This is a genomic window from Micromonospora sp. WMMA1998 (assembly GCF_027497375.1).
GTDB classification, from domain to species: Bacteria; Actinomycetota; Actinomycetes; order Mycobacteriales; family Micromonosporaceae; genus Micromonospora; species Micromonospora sediminicola.
On the sequence record NZ_CP114911.1, the window covers coordinates 5118423 to 5144220 of the forward strand.

Sequence of the window (25798 nt, forward strand, 5' to 3'; positions counted from 1 at the left end):
CGGGGGATGCCGCACCAGCACCACGACCTGGGACCGTCGTTCAGCGGCACGGTCGTGCTCGACCTCGGCGGCGACTCCGGCGCGCTGATCATCCACACCGGCCGGGAGCTGCACGGGCACGAGATCGAGATCAGCCGCGCGGACCGGGAGGGACCCCGTACCCACTCCGCCGTCCGGGAACGGCACGTGCGCGACGGCGTCTTCCACAGTGCCGTCTACCCGGACCTGGAGGCCGGCCCCTATACCGTCTGGTGGGACGATGTCACGCCCGCCGGCGCGATCTCCGTCACCGGTGGAGCGATCGCCGAATTCGCCTGGCCGAGCAGTCCACCGCCCCGGTTGGACTGACCGACCGCCGCGCCGGCCCCCGCGCCCCGTCCACATGATGGACGGGGCGCGGTCGGCGTTGACCGGCTCGACGGGCGGTACCGCGACGGGCGCGTTACCCTTTGGCCCACCAATTCTGATCTTGGAACGACGGCCGGCGGGGGCGTCCGGCCGGCCCACCCGACGGTGCGCCACGGCAGAAAACTTGGGGCAACTCGCCGGGGAGGGCGTTACTCGTCCGGGGTCTGAATCGATAGGGCAGGTTGCGAGGCTACGGGCGGCCGCAGCGGTCGTCCCGGTCGTGTCGGGAGGGCGACTCCATTATCAAGTTTGGCTTGACGGCGCACGCATTACACGCGTGTAATTTGAATGGGGTTGTTCGCACGGAACGCAACAAAACAGGTCCGTACGGACAGGCACGCCTTTCGCGTGGGGGGTTGCAGCGGCGAATGACGCCGGTGCGCGACAAGGAGGCAATCGATGGACGGCCAGCTCGAGGTGGCCGACCTGCTCGGGAACGCGCCGGAGTGGCAGGAGCGGGCGCTCTGCTCGCAGACCGACCCGGAGGCGTTCTTTCCCGAGAAGGGCGGCTCGACCCGCGAGGCGAAGCGCATCTGCTCGCGGTGTGAAGTGAAGACGGAATGTCTGGAGTACGCGCTCGGCCACGACGAGCGGTTCGGGATCTGGGGCGGCCTCTCCGAACGGGAGCGGCGCAAGCTCAAGCGGCGGGTCGCCGCCTGAGGAGCGTACGGACCGGGGCGGTGGGGGCCGCCCGGGTCCGCGCGGTCGGCGTCCGGCCGGTCAGGCCAGTTCGTCGGGGTCGACGCCGAGCAGGTTAGCCACCTGCTCGATGATCACGTCGTGCACGAGGTCGGCGAGGTCCTCCCGGTCCATCGCGCGGAACTCCAGCGGCCGCCGGTAGAGCACGATCCGGGGCGGCACCTCCTGGCGGCCGGGCCGGCCCGGCAGCAGCCGGGCGAGCGGCACCTCGCCGTCCTCGAGCACGTCCGAGTCGTAGACGTTCAGATCCGGCGGGACGTCCTCGACCGCGAACTCCACCCCGGCCAGCTCCTTGGCGAACCGGCGTTCGAGCGTCTCCACCGTGTCGAGCACCAGGTCGTCGAAGACCTCGGCCTTGGTCCGGGCCAGCGGCACGGTGGCCGGCACCAGACGCCCGCGCAGCCCCCGACCGTGCCGGTCGCGGTGGGTACGCCGGCCGGAGCCGGGACGGCGGTTCTGCGGGCTGGTCATGAGGCACAGGGTAGCCCGGCCACCGGGCCGGACCGCCGTGGCGCGGTCGGCCGGCGTGCCGGTGCGCCGATCGGACGAATTGTGATCACCATGACGGGCGTGTCGTAACGCGAAGCGGTGCGCCGGACCCGGTAATGGGGATACCCTGCCGCCGTGAGGTCACCACGGCGCTGCTCCCGTAACGGCTGCCCCCGGCAAGCGGTCGCCACATTGACCTATGTCTACAACGAGTCGACGGCGGTGGTGGGCCCGCTCGCGGCGTTCGCCGAACCGCACACGTACGACCTCTGTGAGCCGCACGCCCGCAACCTGACCGCCCCGCGCGGCTGGGACGTGGTCCGGCACGAGGGTGAGTTCGAGCCGCCGCCACCCACCACGGACGACCTGGTGGCGTTGGCCGAGGCGGTCCGTGAGGCGGCCCGCCCCGCCCCGCCCCGCCCTCCGTCCGACGACCAGCCCTCCCCCCAGCCCCCGCACCAGCAGGGCCGCCGGGGCCACCTCCGGGTCATCCCCCCAAACCACTGACCCCTCGGCGCCCCACCCTCCGCCCGGCCGTCGTCGCGGCGATCATGAAGTTGACGGCGATTTCGATCTCTCTGGGTGCCGCCAACTTCATGATCAACCGGGTGGGTGGGGACCGGAGGCCGGGAGTGGGTCAGTGGCCCAGAAAGCGGTTGAAGGTTTGGGCTCGGCGGGAGGGGCGATTTATGCGGTGCTCGCTCCGGTCCGCTGAGGACATGATTTTCAGGCCGGCGTTCATCGCGAGCCAGCGCAGCGGCTCGGGCTCCCAGCGCGGGGAGCGGTGCCCCACCCAGGGCAGCGCGGTCAGGTCGCTCTCCCGGCCCGTGATCAGGTCGGCCAGCGTACGGCCGGCGAGGTTGCTGGTGCCGACGCCGTCGCCGACGTAGCCCCCGGCCCAGGCCAGCCCGGTGCGGCGGTCCAGCCCCACCGAGGGGGCCCAGTCCCGGGTCACCCCGAGCGGACCGCCCCAGGCGTGCGTCACCGGCACGTCCGGCCCGAGCACGGGGAACAGCTCACCGAGCGCCCGGCGCAACGCCGCGAACACCCAGGGCTCCCGGTCGAAGTCGGGGCGCACCCGGGAGCCGTAGTGGTAGGGGGCGCCCCGACCGCCGAAGGCGAGCCGCCCGTCGGCGGTGCGCTGGCCGTAGACGATGACGTGCCGGTGGTCGGAGAACGTCTCCCGCTCGGCCAGGCCGATCCGGGCCCACGCCTCCTCCGGCAGCGGCGGGGTGGCCACCATCAGCGAGTAGACCGGCGCGACCGACCGCCGGTGCCCGGGCAGCGCCGGGGTGAAGCCCTCGGTCGCGCGGACCACCACCGGCGCCCGCACCACGCCCGCCGGGGTCACCGCCGCCCCGGGCCGCAGCGCGGTCACCGGGGTGCGCTCGTGCACGCGTACGCCCCGGCGCTCCACCGCCCGGGCCAGCCCTCGGACCAGCTTCGCCGGGTGCACGGCCGCGCAGTGCGGGGTGTACGTGCCGCCGCGTACCCCGTCGGCGGCGCAGCGGGCGGCGGCCTCGGCGGCGTCGAGCAGCACCAGGTCGTCGTCGGTCAGCCCGTACGCGTGGGCCTCGGCCACCGCGGCCCGGGCCCGGTCGAGTTGCGGCCCGGTGCGGGCCAGCACCACCGTGCCGCCGGCCCGCCAGTCGCAGTCGACGCCCTCGGCGGCTACCACCCGGCCCACCTCGCGGACCGTGTCGTGCATGGCCCGCTGCATGGCGAGCGCCCGGTCCCGCCCGTGCCGGCGGGCCAGCGCCGGCAGTGAGGTGGGGAAGAGCGCCGAGCACCAGCCGCCGTTGCGGCCGGAGGCGCCGTACCCGGCGATCTCCCGCTCCAGTACCACGATCCGCAGCGTCGGGTCGGCCTCGGCCAGGTAGTAGGCCGTCCACAGCCCGGTGTACCCGGCGCCCACGATCGCCACGTCGGCGTCCGTGTCGCCGGGCAACCCGGGTCGCGGGGTCAGCGGCTCGTCCAGGCTGGACAGCCAGTACGACAGGTCCTGGTAGCCCACGGTCTACAGCCGCGACCACGCCTCGGTCAGCACCGCGCGCAGGATCTGCTCGATCTCGTCGAACTGCTGCTGCTCGGCGATCAGCGGCGGGGCGAGCTGCACCACCGGGTCGCCCCGGTCGTCGGCCCGGCAGTAGAGCCCGGCGTCGAACAGGGCGGTGGAGAGGAAACCGCGCAGCAGCCGTTCGGACTCGGCCTCGTCGAACGTCTCCCGGGTGGTCTTGTCCTTGACCAGTTCGATGCCGTAGAAGTAGCCGTCGCCCCGCACGTCACCCACGATCGGCAGGTCGTGCAGCTTCTCCAGGGTGGACCGGAACGCGTCCTCGTTGGCCCGGACGTGCCCGACCAGGTCCTCCCGGGCGAACACCTCCAGGTTGGCCAGGGCCACCGCGCAGGAGACCGGGTGGCCGCCGAACGTCACGCCGTGGGCGAACATGCCGGTTTCGGTGAGGAACGGCTCCATCAGCCGGTCGCTGGCGATCATCGCGCCGAGCGGGGCGTAACCGGAGGTGATGCCCTTGGCGGTGGTGATGATGTCCGGCTGGTAGCCGTACCGGGTGGCGCCGAAGTACTCGCCGAGCCGACCCCAGGAGCAGATCACCTCGTCGCTGACCAGCAGCACGTCGTACGCGTCGCAGATCTCGCGCACCCGCTCGAAGTAGCCGGGCGGCGGCGGGAAGCAGCCGCCGGAGTTCTGCACCGGCTCCAGGAAGACCGCGGCGACCGTGTCCGGCCCCTCCCGCTCGATCGCCCGGCCGATCTCCTCGGCGGCCCAGCGGCCGAACGCCTCGGCGTCGTCGCCGTGCTCCGGCGCCCGGTAGAAGTTGGTGTTCGGCACCTTGATGCCGCCGGGCACCAGCGGCTCGAAGTCGCTCTTGATGCCGGGCAGGCCGGTGATCGACAGCGCGCCCATCGAGGTGCCGTGATAGGCGATGTAACGGCTGACCACCTTGTGCTTGTTCGGCCGGCCGGTGCGCTTGAAGTAGGCCCGGGCCAGCTTCCAGGCCGCCTCGACGGCCTCCGAGCCGCCGGTGGTGAAGAAGACCCGGTTCAGGTCGCCCGGGGTCAGCGTCGCGATCTTCTCGGCCAGCTCGACCGCGGTCGGGTGGGCGTACGACCAGAGCGGGAAGTAGGCCAGCTCGCCGGCCTGCTTGGCGGCGGCCTCGGCCAGCTCGGTCCGGCCGTGGCCGGCGTTGACGACGAAGAGCCCGGCGAGCCCGTCCAGGTAGCGGCGGCCCTGCGCGTCCCAGACGTAGGCGCCCTCGCCGCGAACGATGGTCGGGACCTCGCCGGCGGAGTAGCTGGCCATCCGGGTGAAGTGCATCCAGAGGTGGTCGGTGGCGTTGGCCATGGCAGCCCCATCGGGTCTCGGGCCGGTCAGGGGTGACACCGGCCGCTCTGCCCACGGTTATCCCACAGTCATTGCTGATAACGCAACTTTCGTCGGATAGATGCAACGGATTCAGCGACCTGGGTACGCGTAGGCGACGGATTTCGCGGCTGTCCCGGGCGGGCCCGGTGGCGGATCGAGCGCCTTTCGAGCTGAGTCATTGGTGATATCGCCGCCGACGCACGCACGCACGGCCGGCCCGCCACCCGGACCCGCCGGGCCGCTGGGCCGGCTCACCGAGGTCTCCGCCGACGTGTTGCCGGACGACGCGATCGCCGCTCCGGCGCTACGTGCCTCCGCGCGGCGCCCTTCTCCGCGCCTCGCGCTCACAGCTCTGAGTCGTCGGCGATATCAGCTCGAAAGGCTTACTGCGGGGGACTCCGGCCGGTGGAGGCTGGACAGCTGCGGGGCCTTCCCCGCGGCGCTGCTGGGCGACAGCAGCGACCACGCGGCCTGACTTCACCGGCTCAGGCGGTGCCCCAGCTGTAGGTCTGCTTGCGCAGCTTCAGGTAGACGAACGCCTCGGTGGAGACCACCCCGGCCACCCCGCGCAGCTTCTGCAGGATCTCCAGCAGGTGCGCGTCGTTGCGGCACACCACCTCGGCCAGCAGGTCGAACGAGCCGGCGGTGATCACCACGTAGTCGATCTCCTCGAACTCGGCCAACCGGTCGGCGACCGTCTCCAGGTCGCCGTCGGTGCGCAGCCCGATCATGGCCTGGCGCGGGAAGCCGAGCTGGAGCGGATCGGTCACCGCGACGATCTGCATGACGCCGGCGTCGAGCAGCCGCTGCACCCGCTGGCGTACCGCCGCCTCGGAGAGGCCGACCGCCTTGCCGATGCTCGCGTACGGGCGTCGTCCGTCCTCCTGGAGCTGTTCGATGATCTGCTTCGCCACGTCGTCGAGCAGCGCGTGGCTGGCGCCGTCACGCACCGTCACGCGACGGTTGCCGTTGCCGTTCTCCAGGTGCCGGTTGGCCATCGCCGCTCCCCATGTCCGAATCTCCGTGCTGAGCGTAGTGCCCCGGCGCAGTCTGGCGTATTTCGTGGTGCATGGCTATTCCGGCAACGGAATCCCTTGTAAGGGAGGGGTTCTCATGTCAGGATCAGGCCTCCATCGCCACTGACCCCTCCGCCGGCGAGCCAACCCCCGTCCCGCCGCCGACGATGCCCCCAAGGAGTCGTCACATGCGTAGTCCCCTCCGGACCCTCACCCGGCGTGGTCTGCTCACCGGGACCCTCGGCTCGGCCGCCCTGCTCGCCACCGCGGGCACCCTCGCGGGCTGCGGCACCAAGGGCGCCCAGCAGACCGAAGCCGGTTGCCAGAGCGACGACGTTTCCGCCACCGAGAAGAAGCTCGCCTTCTCGAACTGGCCGCAGTACATGGACACCGACGAGAAGGACGAGTCGAAGCGGCCCACGCTCGACGCGTTCGTGGCCGCCTCCGGCATCCAGGTGACCTACACCGAGGACGTCAACGACAACAACGAGTTCTTCGGCAAGGTGCAGAACCAGCTCGCCGGCTGCCAGAGCACCGGCCGGGACATCATGGTGCTCACCGACTGGATGGCCGCCCGGATGATCCGGCTCGGCTGGATCCAGAAGCTGGACAAGGCGAAGATCGGCAACGTCGAGGCGAACCTGCTGCCGTCGCTGCGCGGCCGGTCCTTCGACAAGGACACCCAGCTCGCCGTCCCCTGGCAGTCCGGGCTGGCCGGCCTGGCCTACAACGCCAAGGTGACCAAGGAGATCCGCACCGTCGACGAACTGCTCACCCGCCCCGACCTCAAGGGCAAGGTGACCGTGCTGTCGGAGATGCGCGACACCATGGGCCTGCTGCTCCAGGCCGGCGGCCACGACCCGGCCAACTTCACCCCGGCCCAGTTCGACGACGCGCTGACCAAGCTCCGCAAGGCCGTGGACAGCAAGCAGATCCGGCGCTTCACCGGCAACGACTACGCCCCCGACCTGGCCAAGGGTGACATCGCCGCGTGCATCGGCTGGTCCGGCGACGTGATCCAGCTCGGCTTCGAGGACGAGAAGATCAAGTTCGTGGTGCCCGAGTCCGGCGTGATGCTCTGGTCGGACAACATGCTGGTGCCGAACAAGGCCACCCACAAGGCCAACGCCGAGGCGCTGATGAACCACTACTACGACCCGGCGGTGGCGGCGAAGCTGGCCGCGTACGTCAACTACATCTGCCCGGTGCAGGGCGCACAGGCCGAGATGGAGAAGATCGACCCGGACCTGGCCGAGAATCCGCTCATCTTCCCGGACGACGCGATGCTGGCGAAGTCGAAGGTCTTCATGGCCCTCGACGAGCAGCGCGAGAAGGAGTACGAGACCAAGTTCCAGCAGGTCATCGGGGCGTGAGGCAGATGACGCAGGAAACCCCGGCCGGCGATCTGCGACTGGCCGACCTGACCAAGCGGTTCGGTGTCTTCACCGCCGTCGACGACCTCAGCCTGACCGTTCCGCAGGGCTCGTTCTTCGCCCTGCTCGGCGCGTCCGGCTGCGGCAAGACCACCACGCTGCGGATGATCGCCGGGCTGGAGGCGCCGACCAGCGGGCAGGTGCTGCTCGGCGACCGGGACATCACCGGGTTGCGGCCGTACAAGCGGCCGGTCAACACCGTCTTCCAGAGCTACGCGCTCTTCCCGCACCTCGACATCCACGAGAACGTGGCCTTCGGGCTGCGCCGTCGCGGCATCCGCAAGGTTGGCGAGCAGGTCGAGCGGATGCTCGCGCTGGTCCAGCTCGACGGGTACGGCCGACGCCGGCCCGCCCAGCTCTCCGGCGGCCAGCAGCAGCGCGTCGCGCTGGCCCGGGCGCTCATCAACCACCCGCAGGTGCTGCTGCTCGACGAGCCGCTCGGCGCGCTCGACCTGAAGCTGCGCCGGCAGATGCAGATCGAGCTGAAGCGGATCCAGGCCGAGGTCGGCATCACCTTCCTGCACGTCACGCACGACCAGGAAGAGGCGATGTGGATGGCGGACACGGTCGCGGTGATGAACGCCGGACGGATCGAGCAGCTCGGGGCGCCCGCGGACATCTACGAGTACCCGGCCAGCCCGTTCGTGGCCAACTTCCTCGGCCAGTCCAACCTGATCGAGGCCGAGGTCAGCGGCCGGGACGCGGACGACCTGCTGGTCACCGGCCACGGCAACCGGTTCGCCGCCCCGCTCGGGCGGGCCCGGTCCCGGCAGGGGCAGGTCTGGCTCGGCGTACGGCCGGAGAAGCTGCACCTGGTCGCCGAGCGCGCCGACGTGCCGGCCGGCCGCAACGCGGTCAGCGGTGTGCTGACCGACATCTGCTACGCCGGCGTGAGCACCGAGTTCCTGCTCCGCACCGCCTGGGGGCAGGAGATGTCGGTGTTCACCGCCAACAGCGAGCCGGACGCCCGGCTGGTGCCCGGCGCCGAGGTCACCGCCCACTGGCATCCGCGACACTCCTTCGTCCTGTCCCGCGACGGCGACTCCGTCGGGGCCGGTGACGAGCCGGCGGACGGCGGTGTCACGGCGGCGGCGGAGCGCGTGGAGGCCGCCACATGACGGCGTTGGCCCACCTCGGCGGGCCGGCGCCGACCGGGTCCGTCGCGCCGGACCGCGCCCGGCGGCGGCACCGCCTCCTGCCGTACCTGCTGCTGTTGCCCGGCGCGGCCTGGCTGCTGGTCTTCTTCGCGCTGCCGCTGCTCCAGCTCGCCGCCGCCAGCCTCTACGACCCGGCCGGCTCGCTCTCCACCGGATACGCGATGACCTGGGCGGTCGGCAACTATCCGGACGCGTTGCAGGCGTACTGGCCGCAGTTCCTGCGCTCGTTCCTCTACTCCGCGATCGCGCTGGTGCTGGCGCTGCTGATGGGCTACCCGCTGGCGTACGCGATCGCGCAGAAGGCCGGCCGGTGGAAGAACCTGCTGCTGGTCGCCGTGGTCGCGCCGATGTTCACCAGCTTCCTGGTACGCACGCTGGCCTGGAAGACCATCCTGTCGGACAACGGCGCGCTCGTCGGGCTGCTGCGCGACGTGCACCTGCTCGGCCCGGACGGCCGGCTGCTCGCCACCCCGATCGCGGTGGTGCTCGGCCTGACGTACAACTTCCTGCCGTTCCTGGTGCTGCCGCTGTACGCGAGTCTGGAACGGCTCGACCCCCGGCTGCTGGAGGCGGCCAGCGACCTGTACGCGAGCCCGCTGCGCGCGTTCGGCAGGGTGACCCTGCCGCTGTCGATGCCGGGCCTGATCGCCGGCACGCTGCTCTTCTTCATCCCGGCCACCGGCGACTACATCAACGCTGAGCTGCTCGGCACCCCGAACGAGTACATGATCGGCAACGTCATCGACTCGGCGTTCCTGGTCCGGCTGGACTACCCGCAGGGCGCGGCGCTGTCCTTCCTGTTGATGGCCGCGATCCTGGCCATCGTCTTCGTCTACCTGCGCAAGGCCGGCACGGAGGAGGTGCTGTGAGGTTCAGGCGCTGGCTCGCCGACCGGTGGGTGATGGGTGTGGCCCTGCTCGTCCTCGGCTACCTCACGCTGCCGATCGTGGTGGTCGCCGGGCTCTCCTTCAACCGGCCGTCCAGCCGGCTCTCCTACGACTTCAACGAGTTCACGCTGGACAACTGGGCCCGCCCCTGTGCCACCGCCGACATGTGCGACGCGGTGGTGCGCAGCATGGAGATCGGCCTGATCGCCACCGTCGTCTCCACCGTGCTCGGCACGCTGATGGCGTTCGCCCTGGTGCGGCACCGCTTCCGGGGGCGGTCCGGCATCAACGGCCTGATCTTCCTGCCGATGGCCACCCCGGAACTGGTGATGGGCACCTCGCTGCTCGCTCTCTTCGTCGCCGCCGGGGTGCCACAGGGCTTCTGGACCATCGTCATCGCGCACGTGATGTTCTGCGTGTCGTTCGTGGTGGTCACCGTGAAGGCCCGGCTCGCCGGCATGGACCGGCGGTTGGAGGAGGCCGCCATGGACCTCTACGCCAGCGAGTGGCAGACGTTCCGCCGGATCACGCTCCCGCTGGTGCTGCCCGGCATCGTGGCCGCCGCGCTGCTCGCCTTCTCGCTCAGCTTCGACGACTTCATCATCACCAACTTCAACGCGGGCACCACCGTCACGTTCCCGATGTATGTCTGGGGCGCCGCCCAGCGGGGCATCCCGCCGCAGGTCAACGTGATCGGCACGGCCATGTTCGGGATAGCGCTGCTGCTGGTCGGGGCCAGCTCGCTGCGCGGCCGGCGGTCCCGACGGGCCGCCCTCGCGGTGATCGCCACCCCGGCGGGGAAGCCATGACGCTCCCGCATACCGGCCGGGCGCTGGCCGACGCCGCGCCCGTCCCGTACTGGCTGGACCGCCCGGAACGCCCCGACCCGCTGCCGCCGCTGGCCGGCGCGCACGCCGCCGACCTGCTGGTGGTCGGCGGCGGGTACGCCGGGCTGTGGACCGCGCTGCTGGCCAAGGAGGCCGATCCGGACCGGGACGTGCTGCTCGTCGACGCCGGCACCTGCGGCTGGGCGGCGTCCGGGCGCAACGGCGGCTTCTGCGCCGCGTCGCTGACCCACGGGCTGGCCAACGGCATCGAGCGGTTCCCCGGCGAGATCGGTGAGCTGGAACGGCTCGGCCGGGAGAACCTGAACGAGATCGCCGCCACCGTGGCGACGTACGACATCGACTGCGACCTCGAACGGACCGGCGAACTGGCGGTCGCGGTCGAGCCGTACCAGCTCGACGGGCTCGCCGCCGACGCCGAGCTGGGTCGCCGGTACGGCCACGACGTACGGCTGCTCGACCGCGACGAGGTCCGCGCCGAGGTGGCCTCGCCGACGTACCTCGGTGGGATGTGGGACCGGGACCGCACGGCGCTGCTCGACCCGGCGAAGCTCGCCTGGGGGCTGCGCCGCGCCGCGCTCGGCCTGGGCGTCCGGATCCACGAGCACACCCGGGTCACCGGCCTGGTCACCGACGGGGCCGCGCTGCGCGCCACCACGGCCGGCGGCCCGGATGCCGCGCCCGGCACGGTACGGGCGAGGCGGGTGGCCCTGGCCACCAACGCGTTCCCGCCGCTGCTGCGCCGGCTGCGCGCCTGGACCGTGCCGGTCTACGACTACGCGCTGACGACCGAGCCGTTGAGTCCGGCCCAGCGGGACGCGATCGGCTGGCGCCACCGGCAGGGGCTGGCGGACACCGGCAACCAGTTCCACTACTACCGGCTCACCGCCGACGGCCGGATCCTGTTCGGCGGCTACGACGCGGTCTACCACTACGGCAACCGGGTGGCGCCCGCGCTGGAACGGCGCGAGGCCACCTTCACCACGCTCGCGTCGCACTTCTTCGCGACCTTCCCCCAGCTCGACGGGCTGCGGTTCAGCCACCGCTGGGGCGGCGTGATCGACACCTGCACCCGGTTCTGCGCGTTCTTCGGCACCGCCTACTCCGGGCGGCTGGCGTACGCCGCCGGTTACACCGGGCTCGGCGTCGGCGCCACCCGCTTCGGCGCGCGCGTCACCCTCGACCTGCTCGCCGGCGCGGACACCCCGCTGACCCGGCTCGACCTGGTGCGCCGCAAGCCGCTGCCGTTTCCGCCGGAGCCGTTCCGGGCCGCCGGCATCAACCTCACCCGCTGGTCGCTCGCCCGCGCCGACGCGCGGGACGGGCGGCGCAACCTCTGGCTCCGTACTCTCGACCGCTTTGGACTGGGGTTCGACTCCTGATGCGTATCCTGCTCGTCGGCGCCGGTGGCGTCGGCTCCGCCGCCGTATCCATCGCCGCCCGCCGTTCCTTCTTCGAGACCGTGGTGGTCGCCGACCACGACCCGGCACGCGGCGCCCGGGCGGTCGCCGGCCACGGTGACCGGTTCGTCGCCGCCACCGTCGACGCGTCCTCCGCCGAGGCGGTCGCCGCGCTCTGCCGGGAGCACCGGATCACTCACGTGTTCAACGCGGTCGACCCGCGCTTCGTCATGCCGATCTTCGACGGCGCGTTCGCGGCCGGGGCCGACTACCTCGACATGGCGATGTCGCTGTCCCGGCCGCACCCCCAGCACCCCTACGCGGAAACCGGGGTCAAGCTCGGCGACGAGCAGTTTGCCGTCGCGGACCGGTGGGCCGCCGCCGGCCGCCTGGCGCTGTGCGGGATCGGCGTCGAACCGGGCCTGTCCGACGTCTTCGCCCGCTACGCCGCCGACGAGCTGTTCACCGAGATCGACGAGATCGGGGTACGCGACGGCGCGAACCTCACCGTCGCCGGTTACGAGTTCGCCCCCTCGTTCTCCATCTGGACCACCATCGAGGAGTGCCTCAACCCGCCGGTGGTCTGGGAGGCCGGGCGCGGCTGGTTCACCACCGAGCCGTTCAGCGAGCCGGAGGTGTTCGACTTCCCGGCCGGCATCGGCCCGGTCGAGTGCGTCAACGTCGAGCACGAGGAGGTGCTGCTCATCCCGCGCTGGGTGCCGGCGAAGCGGGTCACCTTCAAGTACGGCCTCGGCGCGGAGTTCATCGAGGTGCTGCGCACACTGCACAAGCTCGGGCTGGACGCGACGGAACCGGTGCGCGTGCGCGGGGTCGACGTGTCACCGCGCGATCTGGTGGCCGCCGCGCTGCCCGACCCGGCCACGCTCGGCGACCGGATGAGCGGCAGGACGTGCGCCGGGACGTACGTCACCGGCACCGGGCCGGACGGCCGCCCGCGTCGCGTCTACCTCTACCACGTGGTCGACAACGAGTGGTCGATGGCCGAGTACGGGCACCAGGCGGTGGTCTGGCAGACCGCGGTCAACCCGGTCGTCGCGCTGGAACTGCTGGCCAGCGGCGCCTGGTCCGGCGCGGGCGTGCTCGGGCCCGAGGCGTTCCCGCCGACGCCCTTCCTCGACCTGCTCACCGACTACGGTTCACCGTGGGGGATGGAGGAGCGATGACCCGGTACGGCCCGATGTACGGCCCCGACGTGACGTTCCTCGGCGTGCCGCCGTGCACCGTCGAGGAGCCGGTCACCTACGCCGACGCCGACGTGGTGATCATCGGGGCGCCGTTCGACGGCGGCACCTCGCACCGGCCGGGCACCCGCTTCGGCCCGTCCGCCATCCGGCAGGCCTGCTACCTGCCGCACGACGGCTCCCGGCCGTCCCTGGCGCTGCGCGTGGACGCGCTGAAGGACCTGTGCGTCTACGACGCCGGTGATGTGGAGATGTTCGGCGGCGACATCGAACGTTCGCTGGCCGCGCTGGAGACCGCCGTGCACGCGGTCGCCGCCGCCGGGGCGATCCCGGTGGTGCTCGGCGGCGACCACTCGATCGCGTTGCCGGACGCCACCGGGGTGGCCCGACACCACGGGCTCGGCCGGGTGTCGCTCGTGCACTTCGACGCGCACGCCGACACCGGCGACGTCGAGTTCGGGTCCCTGCACGGCCACGGCCAGCCGATGCGCCGGCTCATCGAGTCCGGCGCGGTACGCGGCGACCGCTTCCTCCAGATCGGCCTGCGCGGCTACTGGCCGGGCCCCGAGACGCTGGCGTGGATGGCCGAGCAGCGGATGCGCTCGTACGAGATGACCGAGATCGTGGCCCGGCGCCTGGACACCTGCCTCACCGAGGCGTTCGGCATCGCGACCGACGAGTGCGAGGGAGTGTTCCTCTCCGTCGACGTGGACGTGGTCGACCCCGGCATGGCCCCCGGCACCGGCACGCCCGAGCCGGGCGGGTTAACCTCCCGCGAGCTGCTCGACGCGGTCCGCCGGGTCTGTTACGAACTGCCCGTGGTCGGCCTGGACGTGGTCGAGGTCGCCCCGCCGTACGACCACGCCGACATCACCGCCTACCTGGGCAACCGCGTGGTCCTGGAGGCGCTGTCCGCGATCGCCCGCCGCCGCCGAGACGCCGAAACCGGAACCCCGTGGAACCCGCACCAACCCCTCCTCGACTCCCGCTGACCCTGGCCCCGCGCCTGCGTCGATCTTGCACTTTCGGCCCCGACATCCCGGCCCTTTCGGGCGTACCGAGGGCACGAACTGCAAGATCGCGTGGGCGTGTGGGACGGCTAGCACAAGAAGGGAGTTGGGGTGGGGGTTTGCACATGGGGGGTGTTGTCCACAGGGGGGCGGGTTGCCGGGGTGGATGGGGGTGGAGGGGGCGGCATGGTCTGCTCATGTCGACGGAGTTGTGGCGTACGCGGGAGCTGATGCGGGTGCTCACCGTGAAGCGGGTACGGACGCAGGTCCAGCGGGAGGAGCTGATCCGGGTTCGGCGCGGTGTCTACGCACCGACCCCGTGCGATGACGAAGGCGAGCTGCGGGCACTGCTGCGGTGTCTCCCCGAGGGCGCGCTGCTGGCCATGCACACCGCGGCGCGTCGTCACGGATTCGGCGTACTCCGGGAGTCCGCGGTGCATGTGCAGTTGCCGCCGAGCATCCCCAGGCCCCGGCTGCCGGGTCTTGTCGTCCATCACTCCGTCCTGCCGATTCGGCCGGTGTCTGTCGGGGGCCTGCCGTGCGTGCCTGCCGACCAATGCGCGGTCGACCTGGCCAGGACCGTTCGTCGGATGGACGCCCTGCCAGTCCTCGACGCCGCACTGCGCTGCGGTGCGGTGACCGTCGACGCCCTCATGGCGGAATTGCCCCTGCACCGGGCCCTTCGTGGAGTTCGGCAGGCGCGCGATCTCGTGCCGCGAGCCGACGGTCGATCCGAGTGCCGGCAGGAGAGCCAGTTGAGACTGTTGCTGATCGACGGTGGGCTGCCCGCTCCGGAGCCCCAGATGTGGATTCACGACCAGTACGGCATCCCGCGTTACCGAACAGATCTGGGCTACCGCGAGCGCCGGGTGGGAATCGAGTACGACGGTCTTTCCCACCTCGACCGGGACCGCATGCGGTACGACCGGGACCGGATCAACTGGCTGGACGCGAACGGGTGGCGAATGCGCTACTTCACCGACCGCGACCTCTACCGACGCCCGTCCCACATCCTCGCAACCCTCCGCGCCGCCCTCACCCCGTAACCCGAGTCCCCGGGCCCCAGGGTCCCCGGGGCCTCCAGGAATCCCGCGATCTTGCACTTACCTACCCGACAGAAGCCACCATTGCGACATTTCCGGGGCGCAAACTTCAAGATCGCGGAGAGGGGAGAGGGGAGGAAGAGGGTCAGTGGCGGGTGCAGTGGGGGCGCAGGCGCAGGGGTTCGGTGGTCTCGGTCAGGGAGTTGGGTTCCACCACCAGACGCGCGATGGCAGTGGCCGGGCCTGGGCGGAATCTGCTCTGGTCGGCGGGGATCGTGGCGGTCCACGTACCGGCGGTGCGGTCGTCGGTGCACGCGCCGATCACGCCGAACCCGAAGCCGGTGACCGACCCGCGCCGTACCCGCTGATCGAGGTGTACCTCGATGTACGCGAGGCCGCGTTCGGCGCCGCAGTCGAACCGGCCGCCGACGGTGGCGGTGTGCGCCCGCACGTCGGCGGTGCCGAACCAGTTGACGGAGATGCGGGGCGAGGCCGCCGGGGCGGCGACCGCGGTGCCCGGCGCGAGCCCGAGCGTGGCGACGGTGGCGGCCGTGGTGAGGCCGGCGGCGAGCAGGGCGGGTCGGGCCGGGTGCATGGGCGGGCTCCTGTCGGGCGGTGGCGGGATACTGCTCCGATGTGGACGGCGTCAGCATCCCACCGCCGCGATGCCCGCGAGCTGCAAGATCTCGGACAGATCAGCCGGCCAGGTGGGAGCGGATGAGGAAGCGGACCCCCTCCGGCGCCTCCAGCGAGAAGCCGCTGCCCCGGCCGGGCACTACGTCGACCGTGAGCCGGGTGTGCTGCCACAGGTCCCACTGGGCCCGCGACATCCAGAACTCCACCGGCTCGGGCACGCCGTCGACGGCGAGCGAGGCGAGCAGCACGTCCGAGCCGCCGGTGCGGAACTCGCCGGCGGGGTAGCACATCGGGGCGCTGCCGTCGCAGCAGCCGCCGGACTGGTGGAACATCAGCGGACCGTGCTGCCCCCGCAGCGACCGGATCAGGTCGGCCGCCGCGGGGGTCAGGGTCACCGGGTCACCCATCAGAAGAAGCCCAGCTTCTGGGGCGAGTAGCTGACCAGCAGGTTCTTGGTCTGCTGGTAGTGCTCCAGCATCATCTTGTGGTTCTCCCGGCCGATGCCGGACTGCTTGTAGCCGCCGAACGCCGCGTGCGCCGGGTAGGCGTGGTAGCAGTTGGTCCACACCCGGCCGGCCTGGATCGCCCGTCCGGCCCGGTACGCGGTGGTCATGTCCCGGGTCCAGACGCCGGCGCCGAGCCCGTAGAGCGTGTCGTTGGCGATCTTCACCGCATCGTCCAGGTCGGCGAAGGAGGTCACCGACACCACCGGGCCGAAGATCTCCTCCTGGAAGATCCGCATCGAGTTGTCGCCCTCGAAGATGGTCGGCTGCACGTAGTAGCCGCCGGACAGCTCGCCACCCAGGTCGGCCCGCTCGCCGCCGGTGAGCACCTTCGCGCCCTCCTGCCGCCCGATGTCCAGGTAGGACAGGATCTTCTCCAACTGGTCGTTGGACGCCTGCGCGCCGATCATCGTGTCGGTGTCCAGCGGGTGTCCCTGGCGCACCTGACGGGTCCGGTCCACGGCGGCGGCCAGGAAGTCGGCGTAGTGGCCCTGCTGGATCAGCGCCCGGGACGGGCAGGTGCACACCTCGCCCTGGTTGAGGGCGAACATGGTGAAGCCTTCCAGCGCCTTGTCCCGGAAGTCGTCGGAGGCGGCGCTGACGTCGTCGAAGAAGATGTTCGGGCTCTTGCCGCCCAGCTCCAGCGTGACCGGTTTGATGTTCTCGCTGGCGTACTGCATGATCAGCCGCCCGGTGGTGGTCTCGCCGGTGAACGCCACCTTGGCCACCCGGGGTGAGGACGCCAGCGGCTTGCCGGCCTCGACGCCGAAGCCGTTGACCACGTTGACCACGCCCGGCGGCAGCAGGTCGCCGACCAGCGACAGCAGGTGGTGGATCGAGGCGGGCGTCTGCTCGGCCGGCTTGAGCACCACCGCGTTACCGGCGGCCAGCGCCGGGGCGAGCTTCCAGACCGCCATCAGGATCGGGAAGTTCCACGGGATGATCTGGCCGACCACGCCCAGCGGCTCGTGGAAGTGGTAGGCGACGGTGTCGTCGTCGATCTCGCCGAGCGAGCCCTCCTGGGCCCGGATCGCACCGGCGAAGTAGCGGAAGTGGTCGATCGCCAGCGGGATGTCGGCGGCCAGCGTCTCGCGTACCGGCTTGCCGTTCTCCCACGTCTCGGCGATCGCGAGGGACTCCAGGTTGTCCTGCATCCGGTCGGCGATCTTGTTGAGGATCAGCGACCGCTCGGCGACCGACGTGCGGCCCCACGCGTCGGCCGCGCCGTGCGCCGCGTCGAGTGCCTTCTCCACGTCCTCGGCGGTGCCCCGGGCCACCTCGCAGAAGGTCTGCCCGGTCACCGGGGTCGGGTTCTCGAAGTACTTCCCACCGTGCGGCTTCACGTACTCGCCGCCGATGTAGTGGTCGTAGCGGGACTGCCAGTGGGTGGGGGCGTCGTAGCGCGTCATCGGTACCTCCGCCGTCCGTCAGGGGTGGATGGCGGGAGGCTAGTTTCCGCGACGTTGCAGGAACGTTGCGCGCGGCAGCGCGTACTCCTCGGCGAGCTGGCGGGCCCGGGCGACGGCGAGCGGCCGGCGGGGCGCGCCCGGCGGCAACGCCCGGGCCAGGGCCTGCCAGGCGGCCAGGTCGTCGGCGCCGGGGGCGGTCGCGGTCCAGGCCGCGAGCAGCCCCGGGTCCCCGCCGGCCAGCACCGCCGCGCGCAGCTGGCCGTCGACCAGGCGGCGCAGCCGCGCCACCCCCGGCGCGTCGGAGGCGGGCAACAGGGGCCCGGGGTACGCGCGCAGCGCCGCCGCCGGATCGCCGTGTTCCAGCAGTTCGGTGACGGTACGGAAGTCGGCGCGCACGGGTGCCCGCAGCCGGTAGGGGCGGGAGTCGAGCAGCTCGTCGCCGAGCGCGCGGCGCAGGCGGGACAGCTCGGCGCGCAGGGTGACCGGGTGCAGCCGGTCGTCGCCGTAGAGGTCGAGGCCGAGCTGCTCCCCGGTGCGCCCCTCGGGGTGCTGGACGAGCAGCACCAGCAGCTCGCTGTGTCGCCGGCCGAGCCGGACGCGCCGGCCGCCGACGCGCAGCTCCGCCTCGTCCCGGCCGAGCGCGGCCACGTGCGGCACCTCCGGCGCGGCGGGGGCGGCGGCGGCCAGGAACGCCTCGGCGGCGCGGGCGGTGGCCCGCACCAGCGCGAGGCTCTGCGGGTTGGCCAGGTGGTCGCCGCCGGTGATGTCGACGGCGCCGAGCAGCAGGCCGGTGGCCGGATCGTGGATCGGGGCGGCGGCGCAGGTCCAGCGCTGCACCGGCCGGACGAAGTGCTCGGTGGCGAAGATCTGCACGCTGTGGTCGACGGCCAGCGCGGTGCCGGGCGCGTTGGTGCCGGCGTGGGCCTCGTCCCAACGCGCGCCGGGGACGAAGTTCATCCGCTCGGCGTGCCGGAGCACACCCGGGTGGCCCTCCACCCAGAGCAGCCGGCCGCCGGCGTCGCAGACCGCCATCAGGTGGGCGCCGTCCTGCGCGATGCCGCCGAGCAGGTCGCGGAAGAGGGGCAGGACCCGGGCGAGCGGGTGCGCCGACCGGTAGCTCTCCAACGCGTCGTCGGTGAGGTCGACCGGCGCGGTGGCCTCCGGGTCGAGCCGGGCGGACCGTTCCCAGGACCGGCGGATGACCTCGCGGACCCGGCCGGAGGCGGTGCCGGCGGTGAGGAACGCCTCGTGGGCGGCACCGACCTGCGCGATCCGCTCCGCCGGATCCGCGCCGAACTCCAGGGCGAGCCACGGGTCAGTCACCACCGACCTCCTCCCACCCATCGTGACCCACGTCACCCCGGACCGCCAAGGGCGGAGCGGGCCGAGTGCCGGACGTGATCCGGGTCACGGGGACGGCCGTTCCCGGCCGGACGAACGCCCCAGACGGGACGCGGACGTCCCGCGCCTGGTTGTCGGCGTCCCGCCGCTGAGGAAGATGGCTGCGACGGGCGCTTACGGAACCCTTATCTCCGACCTGCGACCGTGTGCGGGACGACCAGGGAAGACACGGGGAGCGGACAACGGTGCGGGTGCTGGTGGCGGACGACGAGCGGCTGTTGGCGGACACGGTCGCCGAGGGGCTGCGGCGGTTCTCCATGGCGGTCGACGTCTGTTACGACGGCGACGGCGCGCTGGAGCGGATCGGCGTCAACCGCTACGACGTGGCGGTGCTGGACCGGGACATGCCCGGCGCCACCGGCGACGAGGTGTGCCGGAGCCTGGCCGGGTCGGACGCCGGCACCCGGGTGCTGCTGCTCACCGCCGCCGCCGGCATCCGGGACCGGGTGGCCGGCCTCGGGCTGGGCGCGGACGACTACCTGACCAAGCCGTTCGCGTTCGCCGAGCTGGTGGCCCGGGTGCAGGCCCTGGGCCGGCGGTCCACCCCGGCGGTGCCGCCGGTGCTGGAACGGCACGGCGTGGTGCTCGACGCGGCCGCGCACACGGCCACCCGGGACGGGCGCCCGCTCGGCCTGAGCCCCAAGGAGTTCGCCGTCCTGCACGTGCTGATGCGTGCCGGCGGCCGGGTGGTCAGCGCCGAGGATCTGCTCGAACAGGCCTGGGACGAGTTCGCCGACCCGTTCACGAACGCGGTCCGGGTCACCGTCATGACGCTGCGCAAGAAGCTCGGCCAGCCGTCCGTCCTGCACACCGTGCCCCGGGCCGGCTACCGGATCGGCGAGGCGGCGTGAGCCCCCGCCGCCGCGTCCTGCTGGTCGGGGTGCTCGCCCTGCTCGCCGGGTTCCTGCTGCCCAACCTGGTCAAGTGGCTGCTCGAACTGGTGTGGTGGCGGGCCCAGCAGTTCTGCGGGCTGGCCACGATCGGCGCGGTGTGCGAGCCGGGACGGCCGTTCGTCCCGCTGCTCCCGACGCTCACCGAACTGCTGGTGCTGGTCGCCGCCGGTGTCGCGGTGTGGGTGGGGGCCCGCTGGTGCCTGCGCCCGGTGCGCGACCTGGCCGACCCGATCGCGAACCTGGGACCGCAGAACCTCGGCTACCGGATCCGTCGGGGCGGGCGGGACGAGCTGGCCCGGCTCGCCCGCGCCATCGACGCCATGATGGACCGGGTCACCGCCGGTTACGAGGGGCAGCGGCGGTTCGCCGCCAACGCCTCGCACGAGCTGCGGACGCCGCTGGCGGTGCAGCGCACCCTGATCGAGGTCGGCATGGCCCAGTCGCTCAGCGGTGAGCAGTTGGAACTGCTGACCGCCCAACTGCTCGCCACCAACGAGCGCAACGAGCGGCTGATCGAAGGGCTGCTCGCGCTCAGCGAGAGCGACCAGGGCCTGCGCTCGTCCACCCCGCAGCGTCTCGACGAGATCGTCGCCGCCGTGCTGGCGGCCTACGCCGACCGGGCGGCCGGGGCCGGCGTGACGGTGCAGAGCCGGCTCGCCCCCCGGATCGTGCCGGGCGAGCGGGTGCTGCTGGAACGCCTGGTCAGCAACCTGGTGGAGAACGCGATCAAGTACAACCGGCCGGACGGCCGGCTCGTCGTCGCCGTCGGCGGCGACCCGGCGCTGACGGTCACCAACAGCGGTCAGGCCGTCCCCGGTGAGGCGGTCGCCGGCCTCTTCGAACCCTTCCGGCGCCTCGCCCGGGACCGCATCAACCAGGGCGGCGGCGCCGGGCTCGGCCTGGCCATCGCCCGCTCCATCACCCAGGCGCACGGCGGCCTCATCGCCGCGCGTCCGGGCGAGGACGGCGGCCTGCGGGTCGACGTCCACCTGCCCACCGTGCGCTGACACCCCTCCGCACACCACGGGATCCGCCGTCGCGGCGTCCCGCGATGCCACCTGCCCGAACGGGCCCCGGCGACGCCGCCGTACCCGAACCGAGAAGGAGGAACCATGTCCCGAACACACGCGCCGGTGCTGCCGACCCGGGCCGACGTCGAGGAAGCCGCCCGCCGGCTGGCCGGCCGGGTGGTGCGTACCCCGGTGCTGCACAGCCCGACGATCGACCGCCTGGCCGGCGCCCGGATCCTGCTCAAGGCGGAGAACCTCCAGGACGGCGGCTCGTACAAGATGCGCGGCGCGATGCTGGCGGTGGGCCGGCTCGCCGATGCCGGACACACCGGCGTGGTCGCGCAGAGCACCGGCAACCACGCGGTCGCGGTGGCGCTGGCCGCGCGCCGGCACGGGCTGGCCGCGACGGTCGTGCTGCCGGAGGACGCCGCGCCGGTCAAGGTGGACCGGGCGCGGGCGGCCGGCGCCCGGGTGGTCCGCGCCGGCACCACGGTCGAGGAGCGCCTGGCCGTCGCCCGGCGGATCGCCCACGAGGAGGGCCATCCGCTCGTCGACGCGTACGACCACCCGGACGTGGTGGCCGGGCAGGGCAGCGCGAGCCTGGAACTGATCGAGGAGGCGGCGCGGAGCGGCACGCCGCTGGACGCGCTCGTGGTGCCGGTGGGCGGGGGCGGTGGCATCGCCGGCGCGTGCCTGGCGGCGGCCGGCACCCCGATCGAGGTGTACGGCGTGGAGCCGGTGGGGTGCGACTCGCTGGCGCGCAGCCTGGCCGCCGGACGGCCCACACCTGTCGCCCCGGCGCCGAGCCTGGCCGACGGACTCCGCCCCGGCTGCGTCGGCGGCCTGCCGTTCGCGGTGGCCCGCAAACGGGTGCGCGGGGTGGTCCGGGTCGACGACGACGCGATCGTCGAGGCGTTCCGGCTGCTCCTGCTGGACCTGAAGGTGCTCGTCGAGCCGTCCGGCGCCGCCGCCCTGGCCGGTGCTCTGCGGCTGGGCGAGGTCGCCGCTCCCAGCGGCTCGGGTGGCGGGCGGCGAAGGACGGTCGGCGTGGTGCTGACCGGGGGAAACGTGGAAGCGGACCTGGTGGCCCGGCTGGCGGGCGACCGGATGACAGTGGGAGCGGCGGCATGACGGCGACAGTGCGGATCGGTGTCCTGTTCGGAGGCCCGTCGGCGGAACACGAGGTCTCCTGCGCCTCGGCGCTCGGCGTGGCCCGGGCCCTGGCCGAGCGGGGCCACCACGTGGTCGCGCTCGGGATCACCCGCACCGGCGGGCTGCGGATGCTGCCGGAACCGGTGCTCGCGCGGCACCTCGGGACCGTCGCCGCCGGCCGGGCCATCGACGACCGGCTGCCGGTGACCGGGCCCGCGGTGGAGTTGCGCCACGGGACGGCCGCCGGCACCGTCGCGGTCGGCGCGGCCGACGCGCCCGCGACGGTGCACGCCGAGCTGGACGTGGTGTTCCCGGTGCTGCACGGCCCGTACGGCGAGGACGGCGTGGTACAGGGCCTGCTCGAATCGCTCGGCGTGCCGTACGTCGGGTGCGGCATCCTCGCCTCGGCCGTCGGCATGGACAAGGTGGCGATGAAACGGGCGCTGCGGGCCGAGGGCGTGCCGACCACCCCGCACGTCTGGTTCGACGAGCCCGCCTGGCGGGCCGCGGAGGACCCGGAGAAGCTGGTGGTCGGGCTGCGCCGGCCGCTGTTCGTCAAGCCGGCCCGGATGGGCTCCTCGATCGGGATCTCCCGGGTCGCCGAGGGCGACGACCTGGCGGCAGCCGTCGAGGAGGCGTTCCGGCACGACCACGTGGTGCTGGTCGAGCAGGGGGTGACCGGCCGGGAGTTGGAGTGCGGCGTGCTCGGCGGCTGGCGGCCGGAGGCGTCGGCGGTCGGCGAGGTGCGGGTCGCGGGTGGCTGGTTCGACTACCGGCAGAAGTACTTCGGCGACGCCGACCCGATGATCGTCCCGGCGTCGCTGCCCGACGAGGTCACCGAGCGGATCCGGGAGCTGTCCGTGCGGGCGTTCGCCGCGATCGGCGGCTGGGGTCTGGCCCGGGTCGACTTCCTCCACGACGAGGCCACCGGCGACCTGTTCGTCAACGAGCTGAACACGCTGCCCGGCTTCACCGCGCACTCGATGTACCCGAAGGTGTGGGCCGCGTCCGGCGTCGCGTACCCGGAGGTGGTGGACCGGCTGGTCGCGCTCGCCTTCGCCCGCCACGCGGCCCGGCCGTCCGGCGCGCACCCGGGGGGTACGCCGTGATCCTGCTCTCCGACCCCCGGGTCGCCGCGGTGTCCAGCCGGGACGACGGCGAACCCCTGGTCGACCTTCGGGAGGTGCCGGAGCTGCGGGTGGACGGGCGGGCCGCCGACCCCGCCGGGGCGTACGCGCGGGTGCGGCGCGGGGTCGCGGACCGGCTGCTGGCCGCGCAGCGGGCGCTGCCGCCCGGCCTGCGCCTGCTCGTGGTCGAGGGCTACCGGCCGTACCGGGCGCAGCTCGACATCTTCACCGGCTACCGGGACGAGTTGCGTCGGCGGCACCCGGACTGGTCGGCCGGGCGGCTGCACCGGGAGACCACCAAGTTCGTCTCGCCGGTCGAGGTGGCCCCGCACAGCACCGGCGGCGCGGTGGACCTGACGCTCTGCGACGCCGACGGGGTCGAGGTGGCGATGGGCACGGCCCTGGACGCGACGCCGGAGGAGAGCGCGGACGCCTGCTTCACCGCGGCCCGGCACATCCCGGTCACCGCGTGGCGCAACCGGCAGGTCCTGGTGTCCGCGTTGAGTGGCGCGGGGCTGGTGAACTATCCGACCGAGTGGTGGCACTGGTCCTACGGCGACCGGTACTGGGCGCTCCTCACCGGAGCGTCGCACACCCGTTACGGTCCGCTGTGATTCCCGGTCGTCGCTGAACGGTTGGCCGCTCCCGTCCGTACCAGCTGTCGAACGACACCGACGACGGGAGAGAACGTGAGGGTGCAGCGCAAGCACGTGTTGGCGGCGACCGTGGCGGTGGCCGCGAGCGTGGTCGTCTCGGTGGGCACCGGAATGGGTTTCGCGGAGACCGCGCCGGCCGCACGGTCGGTCTGCGCCGGGTCGGTGACCTTCTCGGCCGAGGGCGGGGCGCCGGCGGCGACCAGCGACCGGTTCCCGGTGGGCACCCGGCTGCGGGTCACCAACCTGGACAACAACAAGGTGGCGACGGTGACCGTGACCGGGCCGTCGGGCAGCTGCGTGCTGCTCAACGCCGCCGCCATGGACCTGGTCCGGGAACCGGGCAAGAACGTCGTCCGGCGCAACGTGGTGGAACGGCTCGACGGCGTGGCAGCGCCGGCACCCGGCGGCGGCGCGCAGCCGGGCGAGACCCGTCCGGGCAACGCCCAGCCGATCGGCGGCAGCGTCTGCACCGGGTCGATCACGTTCTCCGCCGAGGGCGGGGCGCCGGCCGCCACCAGCGGTCAGTTCCCGGTCGGCACCCGGCTACGGGTGACCAACCTGGACAACGGCAAGGTGGTGACCGTGGCGGTGACCGGTCCGTCGGGCAGTTGCGTGCTGCTCAACGCCGCCGCCATGGACGCGATCCGCGAGCCGGGCAAGAACCTGGTCCGCCGCAACACGGTCCAACTGCTGCGCTGACGACGCCGTGGCGCACCACGTTCGGACCCGGGGGTCCCGTGGTGCGCCACGACCAGGGCCGACCGGTCAACCGAACGCGGCGTCGAGGATGTCGAGACCCCGGGCCAACTCGTCGTCTCCGATGACCAGCGGCGGCAGGAACCGCAGCACGTTGCCGTAGGTGCCGCAGGTCAGCGTGAGCAGCCCGGCCGCGTGGCAGGCCGCCGAGACCGCCGCCGTGGCCGCCGGGTCCGGGGTCAGCGTGCCCGGCACGACGATCTCCACGGCGAGCATCGCGCCCCGGCCGCGTACCTCGGCGACGCGCGGATCCCGGGCGGCGATCGTGCCCAGCCGCGCGCCCATCACCGCGCCGATCCGCCGCGCGGCGGCGGCCAGGTCCCGCTCCCGCATCGTCTCCATCGCCGCCAGCGCGGCGGCGCAGGCGATCGGATTGCCGCCGTAGGTGCCGCCCAGGCCGCCGACGTGCACCGCGTCCATCAGCTCGGCCCGCCCGGTCACCGCCGCCAGCGGCAGGCCGCCCGCGATGCCCTTGGCCAGCGTGATCAGGTCCGGCTCGACGCCCTCGTGCGCGCAGGCGAACCAGTCGCCGGTGCGACAGAAACCGGTCTGGATCTCGTCGGCGACGAACACCACCCCGGCCGCCGTCGCCCACTCACGCAGCGCCGGCAGGAAACCCTCGGCGGGTACGACGAAACCGCCCTCGCCCTGGACCGGCTCGATCAGCAGCGCGGCCACGTTCTCCGCGCCCACCTGCTTCTCGATCATCTCGATCGACCGGGCCGCGGCGGTCGCCCCGTCGAGCCCGCCGTCGCGCAGCGGATACGACATCGGCACCCGATAGACCTCACCGGCGAACGGCCCGAACCGGTGCTTGTACGGCATGTTCTTCGCGGTCAGCGCCATGGTCAGGTTGGTCCGGCCGTGGTACGCGTGGTCGAACACCACCACCGCGGGCCGGCCGGTCGCGTGCCGGGCGATCTTCACCGCGTTCTCCACCGCCTCGGCGCCGGAGTTGAACAACGCCGAGCGCTTCTCGAAGCCGCCCGGGGTCAGCGCGTTGAGCTGCTCGCAGACGGCCACGTACGACTCGTAGGGCGCGACCATGAAGCAGGTGTGGGTGAACCGCTCCACCTGGGCCCGGACCGCCTCGACCACCCTCGGGGCGGAGTTGCCCACGTTGGTGACCGCGATGCCGGCGGCGAAGTCGATCCACTCCCGGCCGTCCACGTCGGTGATCGTGCCGCCGCCCGCCCGATCCACGTAGGCGGCGATCGTGCTGCCCACGCCCCGCGCCACCGCCCCGACCCGGCGCTTGTGCAACTCCTCGCTGGTCGCCAT

The 25798-nt window shown here is 72.7% G+C and carries 26 protein-coding genes; 17 read left to right on the plus strand and 9 right to left on the minus strand.

All coding sequences use genetic code 11. The annotated features are described in order from the left end of the window. Positions 1–6: 6 nt before the first annotated feature. Both O7600_RS23720 and O7600_RS23725 read left to right on the plus strand, forming a co-directional pair. On the plus strand, positions 7–348 hold the full coding sequence (locus O7600_RS23720) for a phospholipase (RefSeq protein WP_281590709.1): 342 nt from the start codon (positions 7–9) through the stop codon (positions 346–348). Positions 349–807: 459 nt separating this feature from the next. Beyond that, a complete protein-coding gene (locus O7600_RS23725) occupies positions 808–1068 on the plus strand; it encodes a WhiB family transcriptional regulator (protein ID WP_013284161.1) in 261 nt (86 codons plus the stop codon). A gap of 60 nt (positions 1069–1128) precedes the next feature. Here O7600_RS23725 and O7600_RS23730 read toward each other — a convergent pair whose 3' ends face one another. Further along, the gene (locus O7600_RS23730) at positions 1129–1578 is read right to left on the minus strand and encodes a metallopeptidase family protein (RefSeq protein ID WP_018787548.1); all 450 of its coding nucleotides are present in this window, start codon (positions 1576–1578) and stop codon (positions 1129–1131) included. 153 nt (positions 1579–1731) lie between these two features. Here O7600_RS23730 and O7600_RS23735 point away from each other — a divergent pair, with 153 nt between their 5' ends. After that, entirely contained in the window at positions 1732–2103 is a 372-nt protein-coding gene (locus tag O7600_RS23735) for a DUF3499 domain-containing protein (RefSeq protein WP_091581759.1), read from the plus strand. A gap of 130 nt (positions 2104–2233) precedes the next feature. Here the strand turns inward: O7600_RS23735 and O7600_RS23740 are convergent, their stop codons facing one another. The 3 genes from O7600_RS23740 to O7600_RS23750 all read right to left on the minus strand — a co-directional run bounded on the left by O7600_RS23740 (position 2234) and on the right by O7600_RS23750 (position 5979). Beyond that, positions 2234–3610, minus strand: coding sequence for an FAD-binding oxidoreductase (locus tag O7600_RS23740; RefSeq protein ID WP_281590710.1), 1377 nt, complete (start codon positions 3608–3610; stop codon positions 2234–2236). 3 nt (positions 3611–3613) lie between these two features. Further along, positions 3614–4960: an aspartate aminotransferase family protein gene (locus O7600_RS23745; protein ID WP_091581753.1), complete on the minus strand. Its 1347-nt coding sequence runs from the start codon at positions 4958–4960 to the stop codon at positions 3614–3616. Positions 4961–5466: 506 nt separating this feature from the next. Beyond that, positions 5467–5979: an Lrp/AsnC family transcriptional regulator gene (locus O7600_RS23750; protein WP_091581749.1), complete on the minus strand. Its 513-nt coding sequence runs from the start codon at positions 5977–5979 to the stop codon at positions 5467–5469. Between the two features lie 206 nt (positions 5980–6185). On the opposite strand from O7600_RS23750, the gene O7600_RS23755 reads away from it, so the two are divergent. The 8 genes from O7600_RS23755 to O7600_RS23790 all read left to right on the plus strand — a co-directional run bounded on the left by O7600_RS23755 (position 6186) and on the right by O7600_RS23790 (position 14977). Beyond that, on the plus strand, positions 6186–7370 hold the full coding sequence (locus O7600_RS23755) for a spermidine/putrescine ABC transporter substrate-binding protein (protein WP_281590711.1): 1185 nt from the start codon (positions 6186–6188) through the stop codon (positions 7368–7370). 5 nt (positions 7371–7375) lie between these two features. Next, positions 7376–8548 carry an ABC transporter ATP-binding protein gene (locus O7600_RS23760; protein ID WP_281590712.1) on the plus strand — a complete coding sequence of 391 codons (1173 nt, stop codon included), beginning with the start codon at positions 7376–7378 and terminating at the stop codon, positions 8546–8548. Beyond that, positions 8545–9456 (plus strand): ABC transporter permease, encoded by a 912-nt coding sequence (locus O7600_RS23765; protein WP_281590713.1) that lies wholly within the window; start codon positions 8545–8547, stop codon positions 9454–9456. The genes O7600_RS23760 and O7600_RS23765 overlap by 4 nt, the downstream gene beginning before the upstream one ends. Beyond that, positions 9453–10283, plus strand: coding sequence for an ABC transporter permease (locus O7600_RS23770; RefSeq protein ID WP_281590714.1), 831 nt, complete (start codon positions 9453–9455; stop codon positions 10281–10283). The genes O7600_RS23765 and O7600_RS23770 overlap by 4 nt, the downstream gene beginning before the upstream one ends. Continuing rightward, positions 10280–11701, plus strand: a complete 1422-nt coding sequence (locus tag O7600_RS23775) for an FAD-dependent oxidoreductase (protein ID WP_281590715.1) — start codon at positions 10280–10282, stop codon at positions 11699–11701. The genes O7600_RS23770 and O7600_RS23775 overlap by 4 nt, the downstream gene beginning before the upstream one ends. Further along, a complete protein-coding gene (locus O7600_RS23780) occupies positions 11701–12903 on the plus strand; it encodes a saccharopine dehydrogenase C-terminal domain-containing protein (RefSeq protein WP_281590716.1) in 1203 nt (400 codons plus the stop codon). Before O7600_RS23775 ends, O7600_RS23780 begins: the two co-directional genes overlap by 1 nt. Beyond that, on the plus strand, positions 12900–13913 hold the full coding sequence (speB, locus tag O7600_RS23785) for an agmatinase (RefSeq protein WP_281590717.1): 1014 nt from the start codon (positions 12900–12902) through the stop codon (positions 13911–13913). The genes O7600_RS23780 and speB overlap by 4 nt, the downstream gene beginning before the upstream one ends. Before the next feature lie 215 nt (positions 13914–14128). Next, positions 14129–14977, plus strand: a complete 849-nt coding sequence (locus O7600_RS23790) for a DUF559 domain-containing protein (protein ID WP_281590718.1) — start codon at positions 14129–14131, stop codon at positions 14975–14977. A gap of 142 nt (positions 14978–15119) precedes the next feature. On the opposite strand, the gene O7600_RS23795 is transcribed toward O7600_RS23790, so the two are convergent. From O7600_RS23795 to O7600_RS23810, 4 genes are all read right to left on the minus strand, one after another. Continuing rightward, entirely contained in the window at positions 15120–15569 is a 450-nt protein-coding gene (locus O7600_RS23795) for a hypothetical protein (RefSeq protein ID WP_281590719.1), read from the minus strand. 100 nt (positions 15570–15669) lie between these two features. Further along, a complete protein-coding gene (locus tag O7600_RS23800) occupies positions 15670–16017 on the minus strand; it encodes a DUF779 domain-containing protein (RefSeq protein WP_174529982.1) in 348 nt (115 codons plus the stop codon). Next, positions 16017–17522 carry an aldehyde dehydrogenase gene (adh, locus tag O7600_RS23805; protein WP_281590720.1) on the minus strand — a complete coding sequence of 502 codons (1506 nt, stop codon included), beginning with the start codon at positions 17520–17522 and terminating at the stop codon, positions 16017–16019. The genes O7600_RS23800 and adh overlap by 1 nt, the downstream gene beginning before the upstream one ends. A 39-nt stretch (positions 17523–17561) precedes the next feature. Then, positions 17562–18845 (minus strand): helix-turn-helix domain-containing protein, encoded by a 1284-nt coding sequence (locus O7600_RS23810; protein WP_281590721.1) that lies wholly within the window; start codon positions 18843–18845, stop codon positions 17562–17564. Between the two features lie 263 nt (positions 18846–19108). On the opposite strand from O7600_RS23810, the gene O7600_RS23815 reads away from it, so the two are divergent. From O7600_RS23815 to O7600_RS23840, 6 genes are all read left to right on the plus strand, one after another. Then, positions 19109–19774, plus strand: a complete 666-nt coding sequence (locus tag O7600_RS23815) for a response regulator transcription factor (RefSeq protein WP_281590722.1) — start codon at positions 19109–19111, stop codon at positions 19772–19774. After that, the gene (locus tag O7600_RS23820; RefSeq protein ID WP_281590723.1) at positions 19771–20823 is read left to right on the plus strand and encodes a HAMP domain-containing sensor histidine kinase; all 1053 of its coding nucleotides are present in this window, start codon (positions 19771–19773) and stop codon (positions 20821–20823) included. The genes O7600_RS23815 and O7600_RS23820 overlap by 4 nt, the downstream gene beginning before the upstream one ends. Positions 20824–20928: 105 nt before the next feature. After that, entirely contained in the window at positions 20929–21957 is a 1029-nt protein-coding gene (locus tag O7600_RS23825) for a pyridoxal-phosphate dependent enzyme (protein WP_281590724.1), read from the plus strand. Next, the gene (locus O7600_RS23830) at positions 21954–23087 is read left to right on the plus strand and encodes a D-alanine--D-alanine ligase family protein (protein ID WP_281590725.1); all 1134 of its coding nucleotides are present in this window, start codon (positions 21954–21956) and stop codon (positions 23085–23087) included. Before O7600_RS23825 ends, O7600_RS23830 begins: the two co-directional genes overlap by 4 nt. Then, the gene (locus tag O7600_RS23835; protein WP_281590726.1) at positions 23084–23719 is read left to right on the plus strand and encodes a M15 family metallopeptidase; all 636 of its coding nucleotides are present in this window, start codon (positions 23084–23086) and stop codon (positions 23717–23719) included. Before O7600_RS23830 ends, O7600_RS23835 begins: the two co-directional genes overlap by 4 nt. Positions 23720–23794: 75 nt before the next feature. Beyond that, positions 23795–24460, plus strand: a complete 666-nt coding sequence (locus O7600_RS23840; protein WP_281590727.1) for a hypothetical protein — start codon at positions 23795–23797, stop codon at positions 24458–24460. Positions 24461–24526: 66 nt separating this feature from the next. Here O7600_RS23840 and gabT read toward each other — a convergent pair whose 3' ends face one another. Continuing rightward, positions 24527–25798: a 4-aminobutyrate--2-oxoglutarate transaminase gene (gene gabT / locus O7600_RS23845; protein WP_281590728.1), complete on the minus strand. Its 1272-nt coding sequence runs from the start codon at positions 25796–25798 to the stop codon at positions 24527–24529.

Bases quoted from the DNA above. Each gene is read 5' to 3' on its own strand.
- O7600_RS23720 (WP_281590709.1), top strand. From the start codon at position 7: ATGCCGCACCAGCACCACGACCTGGGACCGTCGTTCAGCGGCACGGTC.
- O7600_RS23725 (WP_013284161.1), top strand. From the start codon at position 808: ATGGACGGCCAGCTCGAGGTGGCCGACCTGCTCGGGAACGCGCCGGAG.
- O7600_RS23730 (WP_018787548.1), bottom strand. From the start codon at position 1,578: ATGACCAGCCCGCAGAACCGCCGTCCCGGCTCCGGCCGGCGTACCCAC.
- O7600_RS23745 (WP_091581753.1), bottom strand. From the start codon at position 4,960: ATGGCCAACGCCACCGACCACCTCTGGATGCACTTCACCCGGATGGCC.
- O7600_RS23750 (WP_091581749.1), bottom strand. From the start codon at position 5,979: ATGGCCAACCGGCACCTGGAGAACGGCAACGGCAACCGTCGCGTGACG.
- O7600_RS23755 (WP_281590711.1), top strand. From the start codon at position 6,186: ATGCGTAGTCCCCTCCGGACCCTCACCCGGCGTGGTCTGCTCACCGGG.
- O7600_RS23760 (WP_281590712.1), top strand. From the start codon at position 7,376: ATGACGCAGGAAACCCCGGCCGGCGATCTGCGACTGGCCGACCTGACC.
- O7600_RS23765 (WP_281590713.1), top strand. From the start codon at position 8,545: ATGACGGCGTTGGCCCACCTCGGCGGGCCGGCGCCGACCGGGTCCGTC.
- O7600_RS23775 (WP_281590715.1), top strand. From the start codon at position 10,280: ATGACGCTCCCGCATACCGGCCGGGCGCTGGCCGACGCCGCGCCCGTC.
- O7600_RS23780 (WP_281590716.1), top strand. From the start codon at position 11,701: ATGCGTATCCTGCTCGTCGGCGCCGGTGGCGTCGGCTCCGCCGCCGTA.
- speB (WP_281590717.1), top strand. From the start codon at position 12,900: ATGACCCGGTACGGCCCGATGTACGGCCCCGACGTGACGTTCCTCGGC.
- O7600_RS23790 (WP_281590718.1), top strand. From the start codon at position 14,129: ATGTCGACGGAGTTGTGGCGTACGCGGGAGCTGATGCGGGTGCTCACC.
- O7600_RS23795 (WP_281590719.1), bottom strand. From the start codon at position 15,569: ATGCACCCGGCCCGACCCGCCCTGCTCGCCGCCGGCCTCACCACGGCC.
- O7600_RS23800 (WP_174529982.1), bottom strand. From the start codon at position 16,017: ATGGGTGACCCGGTGACCCTGACCCCCGCGGCGGCCGACCTGATCCGG.
- adh (WP_281590720.1), bottom strand. From the start codon at position 17,522: ATGACGCGCTACGACGCCCCCACCCACTGGCAGTCCCGCTACGACCAC.
- O7600_RS23825 (WP_281590724.1), top strand. From the start codon at position 20,929: ATGTCCCGAACACACGCGCCGGTGCTGCCGACCCGGGCCGACGTCGAG.
- O7600_RS23830 (WP_281590725.1), top strand. From the start codon at position 21,954: ATGACGGCGACAGTGCGGATCGGTGTCCTGTTCGGAGGCCCGTCGGCG.
- gabT (WP_281590728.1), bottom strand. From the start codon at position 25,798: ATGGCGACCAGCGAGGAGTTGCACAAGCGCCGGGTCGGGGCGGTGGCG.